Source organism: Komagataeibacter sp. FXV3 (assembly GCF_015155755.1).
GTDB lineage: Bacteria > Pseudomonadota > Alphaproteobacteria > Acetobacterales > Acetobacteraceae > Komagataeibacter.
In genome coordinates this window covers 1-2,682 of record NZ_VWPI01000180.1, presented here as the reverse complement: position 1 = coordinate 2,682, position 2,682 = coordinate 1, and the positions used below count along the sequence as shown (strand labels likewise).

The window sequence follows — 2,682 nt, the reverse complement described above, 5'->3', positions numbered from 1 at the left end:
GGGCATCATTCTGCTCTATTTCGTCCTTATTTTCCCGTTTAATATTTGAAGTCTCTTCTTTCATATTTGAAATAACCGAGTCTTTTATTTCTATTTTCTTTTCCAATTCCAAAACATCTGTTTTCAGGGAATCCACACGGGATTTCAGGGCGTCAATTTCCTGATTTTTGTCAGCAATCTTCGTCATAGCGACGGCTTTTGTTTTCGCTGCACCACGCACAAAACCGGCCTTTTCGGCATCCTTTTCACGGACTTTCGCGGCAACGGCGATTTTGTTGAACCACCCAGACCCAGAGAACTGGCGGGCGGCGTCGTCTTTGTATCGAGTTCGCAACGATTTGGCACGGGTGGAGACGTGTCGCACCTGCTGGACCGCCTGCTGTTCGGCTTGCCACGCGGATCGTGACAGGCGGCGTTGTCCGGGTCCGATTCTGGCAAGTCCGCAGGGAACCCCTACCGATCTGAAATAGTCGTCCTGCCATTCACGCATAGCTTTTCGATACGCCTGATCGCCTACCCTGTTGGCGTCTGTTCCGCGCTTCCCAGACATGAATTCGGCCTTGGCGGCTTCCCCCGCATGAAGGGTCCGTGCAAGCATCTGCGAGCCTTCTGGTAGCAAATACGCGTGTAGATGTGGGTGGCTTTCGTCGTCGTGTCTCACGACTGTTTTCAGGCGGTCTCCATACCGTTTCTGAAGCCACCTGACAGACCGGCGCTGCCATTCACTGACAGGTGCAATCCCATCACCGCCACCCGGATGCGAGAGCACGATGCAGGCAAGTGTTTTCTGGTCTTTTCGGATCGAACGCACCTGACCTTTCTGGTTGGTCATTGTGGCTTCCGCAGCCCGTGCATCGTGTTCCCGTTCGAGATCATCCAGCCCCATCCCAAAGACCAGTACAGGGGGTGCAGGATGCTCGATATGCTTGCATGCGGCAGGTGTCCGGCGGCTTGCTTCATCGAATATAAATTGCGTTCCCACACCACGTTTATTTGGTTTCCGTGAGTATGTTTCTATGTGTGCGAATTGATATGCCATGAGTATTCCCCCTGACACACCATGATACCACCAGATTGTAAGTATTAGTGACAGACTAAAGCTTGCAAGCAAGCGTCTGCCCTGCGGGGCTTCTTCCCCCCTTGCGATGGCCGCCCCCGATCACATCCGGGGGCTATCGCTGGCACCACAAACCGGGTGCCTGGCACCCTGTTGTGCTGGTCAGGGATGGACAACGAAAAGGGGCCGGGACACAGTGTGTTCCCGACCCCCGTGGCGTGCTGGTGCGACCAACACCGAACACGCTGCAAATCCGAGTGTTCCAAGCACTGGATTGCATCTGTCCCTACCCTACCCGGTAGGCACCACAGGCTGCAACCAGAGTCTGCCTGTGAGAGACGATGAAGCAGTATTCCCCCAGCCGTATTTCCCGCGCCTTCTACCACATGATCCGCAACCGGTATTACACAGATCGGGGGTTAACGGCCCTGCGAAGGGATGTCCTGTTGAAGCTGGGAGCCTATCTCGGCCGCACTGGCTGCCACCCCAGCATGGCGACGCTGGCAGACGAATGCCGGGCATCTGTGCGATCTGTGCAGAGAGCCGTCCAGTGGGCTGCTGAACAGGGCCTTATTGCCATCAAGACCACCACCCGGCGCATGGGAAACAGGATCGTCCGTGGCGTCCATTATTACACCCTGATCGTTGACCCAGAACGGCAGGGCAAGGAGCGTCGTTTATGGCTAGCAAGGTCGGTAATCCGCCAAATTCGTAATTCCGTGAGTCCACAGGACAGGGTGGCCGATCAAGCCAGTACAAATATATTTTCTAAGGGGATTTCGAGTTATCCACACCGGGTTTTGTCCCGTAATCAGATGCTCGATGTGTTCGAGCGATCAGGGATGCGGCCTGTAGACGGCTCGTAGGAGCGTTTCAGACCCCCGACAGGACACCTAACCCGATAAATGGATGGATACGCACCAGAAGGCTCTTGAAGCGGTTCTAGGGGCATGTCTGGACACGTCTCCAACGTGGAACAGCTCACGCACGCAGCCTGTCCGGTGGACTCACGAAATGCAATTTCTGATGTATGGAAATGCGGGTATTTCAGAAAAAGTGACAAACATTCCGCATGGGGCTCCCTATAGGCAGGTTTGTCACCATTTTGACATCACTGTATTTATCTATGTCTTTGCAAAATGCAAAAAATCAACCACGGAAACAAAATCATGTTTTGTTCCCGCGTTTTCGCCTGAATTGGCCCCCGTATGACGCCTTCGGCGCGCTACGCGGCTCCTGCGCTGCACTCGCTCATACGACCACCGCTTTCCCGGCTTCACTGGCGGTATTGCTCAGGAAGCGTCCAGTTTGATTGTCGGATCTGTTCCAGGCGTGTGACGTGGGGTTTTGATAGTAATTTTCTTCAATTCAGTAACAACAGTTTTAATGAAATCGCGAACTTTTGAACTACTTGCAGTAAACGAACGATTTAGAACAGACGAAGCGTTATAACCGTTCGAATATCCATCCTTTATTACTTCTTCAAGAAGGTTGTAAAGGGCATCATTCTGCTCTATTTCGTCCTTATTTTCCCGTTTAATATTTGAAGTCTCTTCTTTCATATTTGAAATAACCGAGTCTTTTATTTCTATTTTCTTTTCCAATTCCAAAACATCTGTTTTCAG

At 52.1% G+C, this 2,682-nt stretch carries 3 protein-coding genes; 1 reads left to right on the top strand and 2 read right to left on the bottom strand.

Features of this window, described 5'->3' with window-relative positions; all coding sequences use genetic code 11:
• On the bottom strand, positions 1-1,039 hold a 1,039-nt coding region (locus F1542_RS16730; RefSeq protein ID WP_193733990.1), incomplete at its 3' end, for a plasmid recombination protein.
• 359 nt (positions 1,040-1,398) lie between these two features.
• Here F1542_RS16730 and F1542_RS16725 point away from each other — a divergent pair.
• Positions 1,399-1,923: a helix-turn-helix domain-containing protein gene (locus F1542_RS16725; RefSeq protein ID WP_193733989.1), complete on the top strand. Its 525-nt coding sequence runs from the start codon at positions 1,399-1,401 to the stop codon at positions 1,921-1,923.
• A 426-nt stretch (positions 1,924-2,349) separates the two neighbouring features.
• Here the strand turns inward: F1542_RS16725 and F1542_RS16720 are convergent.
• Positions 2,350-2,682 (bottom strand): hypothetical protein (locus tag F1542_RS16720; protein ID WP_193733988.1); only part of this gene is annotated, 333 nt, incomplete at its 5' end.